General features: G+C 50.4%; 8 protein-coding genes. 3 read left to right on the forward strand and 5 right to left on the reverse strand.

Features of this window, described 5'->3' with window-relative positions:
* The first annotated feature begins 5 nt into the window (after positions 1-5).
* From VMT62_18145 to VMT62_18155, 3 genes are read left to right on the forward strand one after another with little or no spacing between them, the layout of a single operon-like run.
* Positions 6-563, forward strand: coding sequence for a C39 family peptidase (locus VMT62_18145; GenBank protein HVN98354.1), 558 nt, complete (start codon positions 6-8; stop codon positions 561-563).
* Positions 515-985 (forward strand): tetratricopeptide repeat protein, encoded by a 471-nt coding sequence (locus VMT62_18150; GenBank protein ID HVN98355.1) that lies wholly within the window; start codon positions 515-517, stop codon positions 983-985. The genes VMT62_18145 and VMT62_18150 overlap by 49 nt, the downstream gene beginning before the upstream one ends.
* Positions 982-1317 (forward strand): cupin domain-containing protein, encoded by a 336-nt coding sequence (locus VMT62_18155; GenBank protein ID HVN98356.1) that lies wholly within the window; start codon positions 982-984, stop codon positions 1315-1317. Before VMT62_18150 ends, VMT62_18155 begins: the two co-directional genes overlap by 4 nt.
* 52 nt (positions 1318-1369) lie before the next feature.
* Here VMT62_18155 and VMT62_18160 read toward each other — a convergent pair whose 3' ends face one another.
* From VMT62_18160 to VMT62_18180, 5 genes are read right to left on the reverse strand one after another with little or no spacing between them, the layout of a single operon-like run.
* Positions 1370-2503 carry a glycosyltransferase family 4 protein gene (locus VMT62_18160; GenBank protein ID HVN98357.1) on the reverse strand — a complete coding sequence of 378 codons (1134 nt, stop codon included), beginning with the start codon at positions 2501-2503 and terminating at the stop codon, positions 1370-1372.
* Entirely contained in the window at positions 2500-3609 is a 1110-nt protein-coding gene (locus VMT62_18165; GenBank protein ID HVN98358.1) for a DegT/DnrJ/EryC1/StrS family aminotransferase, read from the reverse strand. The genes VMT62_18160 and VMT62_18165 overlap by 4 nt, the downstream gene beginning before the upstream one ends.
* On the reverse strand, positions 3606-4343 hold the full coding sequence (locus VMT62_18170; protein HVN98359.1) for a class I SAM-dependent methyltransferase: 738 nt from the start codon (positions 4341-4343) through the stop codon (positions 3606-3608). Before VMT62_18170 ends, VMT62_18165 begins: the two co-directional genes overlap by 4 nt.
* Positions 4344-4345: 2 nt before the next feature.
* Positions 4346-5338 carry a GDP-mannose 4,6-dehydratase gene (locus tag VMT62_18175; protein HVN98360.1) on the reverse strand — a complete coding sequence of 331 codons (993 nt, stop codon included), beginning with the start codon at positions 5336-5338 and terminating at the stop codon, positions 4346-4348.
* Complete coding sequence (locus tag VMT62_18180; GenBank protein ID HVN98361.1) at positions 5310-6146, reverse strand: glycosyltransferase family 2 protein; 837 nt, start codon at positions 6144-6146, stop codon at positions 5310-5312. Before VMT62_18180 ends, VMT62_18175 begins: the two co-directional genes overlap by 29 nt.
* Positions 6147-6472 lie beyond the last annotated feature (326 nt).

Raw genomic sequence — 6472 nt, forward strand, 5'->3', positions numbered from 1 at the left:
TTTTTATGATGAAGAGATATCTCGCCTTCTCTATTCTCGCTCTTTCCTGGTTCTTTTCCGGGTGCGCAGCAACGGTGTATGCGCCCCCTCCCGAAGGCACACATCTTATCGGTAATGTGCCCTTTTTCAAACAAGAGGATTATCAGTGCGGGCCTTCCGCCCTTGCGGGCGTCTTGAATTACTGGTATATGAAGAGGGACAGCTCCGAAAGACTGTCCGTGGAAGAAATCGTGGCCGCCATCTATAGCCCGTCGGCGCGCGGCGTGTTGGGCATTGATCTCGAGAATTACGCACGGCACAAAGGGTTTACAACGAGACAATTCCAGGGGAGCATCGCCGACGTCAGAACGAGTGTAGACAGCGGAACGCCCCTCATTCTTTTCGTAGAGTACGGTTTCTCACTCTACAGGCTCGATCATTTTGTGGTGGCAAAGGGATACACTAATGACAGCGTCATCATGAATTCGGGACGCAAGGAAAATGATATAATTCCTAATAAGGAGCTCCTTAAGATATGGGAAAGAACAGGTTACTGGTCTCTTCTTATAGAACCGTCTTCCTGATCGCTGTGATGCTGTGCGCATCGTGCAGCTTGCCAAGGATCATCGTTCTTCACGACCCGCTTACAGCGGAAGAACATATAAACCTCGGCGTGACCTACGAGAACAAGAAAGAATATGATGAAGCATTGAAAGAATATGAGGCGGCATTGAAGAGAATGCCTGTTGCGTATCTCTACATGGGTAATATTTATTTTCAAAAAGGCTCGGTAGCCGATGCGGAGAGATGTTACGAAAAGGCAATCCAGAAGACAGGCGATCCGCGGGCCTATAACAATCTTGCCTGGCTTTACTACGTTAAGCGCATCAAGCTCGATGAAGCCGAGAACCTGGCCCGCAGGGCCGTAGAGCTTTCTCCCGACGCTCAAGATTATAAAGACACCCTTGACAAAATCATTGAAGAGAAGGGCAAATCGATACTATGAAAACGCAAGGCACGAAAAAGAACGTCTTTGCCAACATACTCGATACGGTCCCGGACGAAGTAATTGAAACGCTCCTCAAGGGGGAATCGTTCAGGCTGGAACGCATCGTTTCGGATCGCCATTCTACGCCTCAGGGAACGTGGTATGATCAGGACCAGAATGAGTGGGTTGTTGTACTCAAGGGCAGCGCCGGTCTTCTCTTTGATGGCGACGAGGAAGCGGTAACCTTAAAGTCCGGAGATTATCTCAATATACCGGCGCACAAAAAACATCGGGTACTCTGGACGGACAAGGCTGAAAAGACCATTTGGCTGGCGATACATTACCGGTGAATTAAGCTACACGAAACTGACATGTTCATTCGTTGGAAGGCAAAGAAGGTACTCACACCTTCCTGCCCAGTCGTGTGATATGCTCGTAGAAATCCTTCATTTTCCTTGCCTGAACCTGATAATCCCATTTCTCACGCGCGGCCTCTCGCGCGTTTGCCCCATAGGCGGTTCGTTTCGCGTCATCGATAATGAGCGCCTCCATCTTTGCCGCGAGATCAAATTCATTCCACGAAGCTACTAAACCGGTAGCGCCATCCTCCACCATCTCTGAGAGCATCCCAACGTCCGAGACTACCGCGGGTATTCCCATGCTCATAACTTCCCTTAAAGCCCGGGCGCTCCCATCGCTTCCCGCCCGCATCATCACAAAGACATCGAAAAGCGAAATGACCGAGAAATAGTCGTCGATCCGATAGCCCGCGAGGATCACGTCACGCTCGAGACCTAAATTACGAAGCGGTTTCATTACGCTCTCCTCAATCTGCGAGCTTCTGCCCATAATGAGAAGCCTCGTATTGTCGACTCGCTCTTTAACCATCTTGAAAGCCTTGAGAATGATGTCAAAGCCTCGATCCGGCTTGAGACGGCCGATAACCCCTATGATCTTTTCGTCCCCGTTTAATCCGAACTCATGACGCATATCTTTGATCGGTCCATCATAAGGTTTTATTCCGGGCGGTAGCAGGCACGTTCTTTCTGCGGGATAACGGAAGGTTTGTACATCCTGGTTCCTGATCTTTTCACTGTATGTCACTATCCCGTCCGTTCGGGAAAGTATCCAGGACATGAACCAGTTGGCGGGCATGCCATTCCATTTATGGTCGGTCCTTATGATCAAAGGCCTTTTTCCGCTGAAAGAAAGAGAGGCGGTAGCTATGCAATGATCGTGGGAAAGGTTTGCGTGGACAATGTCTATTCCCTGTTCTTCCACATACCGGCTGAGAAAACGCGCATCGAAAACCCAGTCCTTCAGCGAGAAATATCGGTTTAGTCTGAGGCCTCCGAAAGACTTTACGCCTCTTTGTCTGATCTCTTTTTCGACGGTTCTTTCGTTGAAGTCAATGGGCGTTTTCCGATAGGCCAGGATCACGTCGACCCCCAGATTCTCGAGCGCCTTGCAAAGGGAGAGCACGGGCTCCGCAGGGCCTGTCCATTTCCAGTCGCTAAAGAGATGAAGTATTTTCATGCGCCGTAGAACTTCCTCACACACTCTGAGACATAGGCGATCTCATCTTGAGTAAGCGACGGATACATAGGCAGGGAGACGACTTCCTGCGCGGCTAACTCCGCGTTAGGGAAAGAGCCGGCTTCGTATCCCAGCGACTGATATACCTTCTGTAGGTGGATAGGTGTAGGATAGTGGATGAGCGTGGATATCCCGCGATCGTTGAGATACGCTCTCAGTCTGTCCCTTTCTTTGCTCCGTATGACGTATAAGTGATATACGTGGTGCGCCCACGGGGTCTCTTGGGGTAGAATTATCGGCAAACCCTGAAGTCCTTCGTTGTAGAGCGATGCGTTGTATCTTCTCCGATCATTCCAGGCATCCAGATAATCCAGCTTGATGCGCAGCAAACTTGCCTGCAGTTCGTCAAGGCGAGAATTGAAACCTTCTATATCATGGACGTGTTTGGCGCTCTGTCCGTAATTCCTGAGCATCGTAGCTTTTTTGAACACCTTTTCGGAGTCCGTGGTGACGATGCCTCCGTCCCCGTAAGCTCCGAGATTCTTCGTAGGATAAAAACTGAAGGCGGTGACGTCGCCATAGGTGCCGACCTTCTTGCCCTTATACAGAGCGCCATGTGCCTGGCAGGCGTCTTCCATTACCATGATACCGTGCTTTCTGCACACATCCATTATCTCGTCAAGCATACAGGGATGTCCGTAAAGATGGACGGGTATGCACAGCTTTATACCCTCTTCCTTTCTCAAAAGATCACCCAGTCTTTCCGGATCCATGTTATGCGTGTCAAGTTCTATGTCGCAGAAGCGGGGTACGAGTCCGTGCATGGAGAGTGCCATTGCGGAGGCGATGTAGCTGTTCGGCGCAGTAACGAATTTATCGCCCGCCTTGATATCGAGGGCCAGTCCTCCCACCCTCAACGCGTCAGTGCCACTTCCCACCCCAACGGCATGGCTGGTTCCCACATATTCTGCGAAGGCCTCCTCAAGGGCGGTCACTTCCTTCCCGAGTATAAAATCGCCCTTAGTCAACACGTGTTTGAATCTGACGAGCAGTTCTTCCTGTAACTCTGCATGGTCTCTTTCCAGGTTGAATATGTTTACTTTCATGACGTTTCCTCGCTCGATTTCTGTGCAATGATGATCAACGTGTTCCCACCGTCAAGCACGACGTCGCTTTGGGTTTCTGAAAGCCAGTATTGGTCTCGCTTTTGCCGTGGCCACAGGTGCGCGTAGAGACGGATCAGCCAGACAAGCGGTTTGAGAAATATCTGTTTGGGTTTCTTCTTGTCATAGGTTATTCGGGTAAGATTTAGCCCGGCATGTTCCAGGATAAATCGAATGAGCGTATATCCGATGGGACTTAGGTGCATGGCATATACCTGTCCATGAAACCGCTTCCGAAACACGTTCTGCGGAACCGGTTTCGTAAAAAATCCCGTCATGAGAAACTTGAGCCTTCTTTCGATGTTCAGATAGTTGGGCGTGCTCATGATGAGGATGCCGCCGGGTTTCAGGACCCGAGCAACCTCTCGGACCGCATTATAGGGGTTTTCCGTGTGTTCGATTGCTTCGAGAAAACAGACATAATCGAATTCATCATCCGCGTACGGTATTCTCCCGTTCAAATCTCCCACGCTCACCTTCAGGTCTTTGAGCATGAACTGACCCGTATCGATATCGCAGCAGGAGACGTCAAAATTCATTTCCATGAGTCGTTTGGCGAGCGCTCCGAAACCCGTGGGTATATCGAGTATCTTGCCTCGCGGTTTGTCCTCAAGGTATGCGAGCACCTTCTCGTGCACGCCATCTCTCGCCAGGGGCTGCGGATACTGATCGGGCATGATTACCAGTATTCCTTTCTGTACAGTTTGTAGTATTCGATGGTCTTACGTATGCCTTGTTCCAGCGAGGTCTTAGGCTGCCAGCCCGTGATCCTCTTTACCTTGCCTATATCGGCATAATAGTCGCCGGGCTCCACCTCTTTTCTCTCCTGGGTGAACTCGGTAAATGCCGCTGTGCCACTCCCGGCTATTTCAACGATCTTTTGCGCCAGCTGATAAAAGCTGACGGGCACACCTGTACCGACATTAAGAACTTCTCCATAGGCATCCCCCGTCAGGGCCACTTTAAGGAAACATTCAACGAGATCTTCCACGTAGAGGAAGTCCCTGAGAATTCTTCCGTCGCCAAATACAGGTATCTCATCGTTGTCCATTGCCTTTCTGATGAACCAGTTAAAAACCCCGTATTCGTCGTGTTGCATCTGATGGCGCGGCCCAAAGGTATTGGTAATGCGCAGACAGGCGCCTTTGATCTTGTGTATATCGTCATAGACAAGAATCATCTTTTCGGCGGTTAAGTTCGTGACGGCGTAGATGCCCTTGGGGTTAGTAGGATGGTTCTCATCTACAGGGAGCTTGACGCTGCTGCCATATTCTCCCCGGGTTCCGGCGAAAATTATTCGTGCGTCTTTGTTGAACTGGCGGAGCGCTTCAAGCAGCACCAGGGTGCCCCGACAGTTGATATCGAGATCCTGAAGGGGATTTCGCATGCTGTCCACGTGATTGACCTGTCCTGCCAGATGGAAAACATAGTCAATTCCTTTCACGAGATGGTTCATGGATAGCTCGTTTCGCACGTCCGAGACGTTCACCATCACCCGGTCGGCAATGTCTCTGATATTAAACAGATTACCACCCTGTCGTGGCAGCATATTGTCCACGATGGTTACTCTGGCTCCGAGTTTTACGAGCTCTATGGCAAGATTGCTTCCGATAAAACCGAGACCGCCGGTAATGAGCACGTTTCTATTTCTGAATTCTTGCATTGCCTCCATGTCTCTTCTCCATTTCCCAAAGTTTCGCCTGTTTCATAAAGACATAGTACATTGTGGATACCGCGATAATCAAGCCCGGTATCCCGTCAAGGAACCCCTTCTTGAAGATATAGTCTCGGATAAATCTGAATATGGGTCGCGTGAGCATGCTGAAAAGGTCGAAATGCCGCTGAGATTGAAAGAGGTCTTCTGCAAACGCTGCCGAGTATCTGTCGATGGTTCGTATCTGGTGCGCCGTGTCAGTATAGGGCGTATGCATGTAACGGTTCTTCATGACCCCGGTTCTCCCGTTCACGTGTACCTTGGCGTGTATCCCCCCCTGCCAGCTTCCCTTATCTTTTCTGTACAACCGTATCTCCCGGTCAGGATACCAACCGCCGTATCTTATTTCCCTTCCCAGATAGACGTTTCTCCTGTGAGCGATGTAGCCGTCCCGTGATTCGCCCGACGAGATGATCTTCTCCACCTCTTCCTTGAATTCCCCGGTGAGCCACTCGTCGGCGTCAATAAAGAGGACCCATCGGTTCCTGCACTGATCCTGGGCATACTGATATTTGTCTTTCTGACTTGTCGTGTCGTATTGAAAGATCCTGTCCGTATATCTTTCAATCACGTCCATGGCCCCGTCCGTACTGTGAGAATCCACCACGACCACCTCGTTCGCCCATGCGGCGACGCTTTGGAGCGCCCGTTCGATGGTTGCACCATTGTTCAGTGTGATCATGTATACGGATAGAGGTATCTTGGCCCCGGCGGCTTTAGAGGTTTGCCTGACCGGCTGCGAGCCGTGATTATCTTTCATATCCATGGGTTCGGTTAAATCTACACCAAAATATGAGACAAATCAAACAGGAAACGTTCCTAAAGGGATCGTGATCCGCCTCTCCACGGGGGAAGTCCAACTGAGCCTCTCTCTCGCTCACTGGGAGATAAAGGCTTAGGCCCGTCATTTGCTAGGTTAGGGCGGCAATATCCTGCCTTACGTCGAATTTACTTTCTACGATGCCGAGGAACAAAAAACCGATCAATGTGGCCAGGAGCACCTTCGACACAGCACCCAACCACAATATGAATGGCTTACACCCAGAGGAGAGAATCCCAAATGGAGCCTGCTCGCGAAACTACGCTCGCGGA

It is taken from the genome of Syntrophorhabdaceae bacterium (genome assembly GCA_035541755.1).
Lineage (GTDB): Bacteria > Desulfobacterota > Syntrophorhabdia > Syntrophorhabdales > Syntrophorhabdaceae > PNOF01.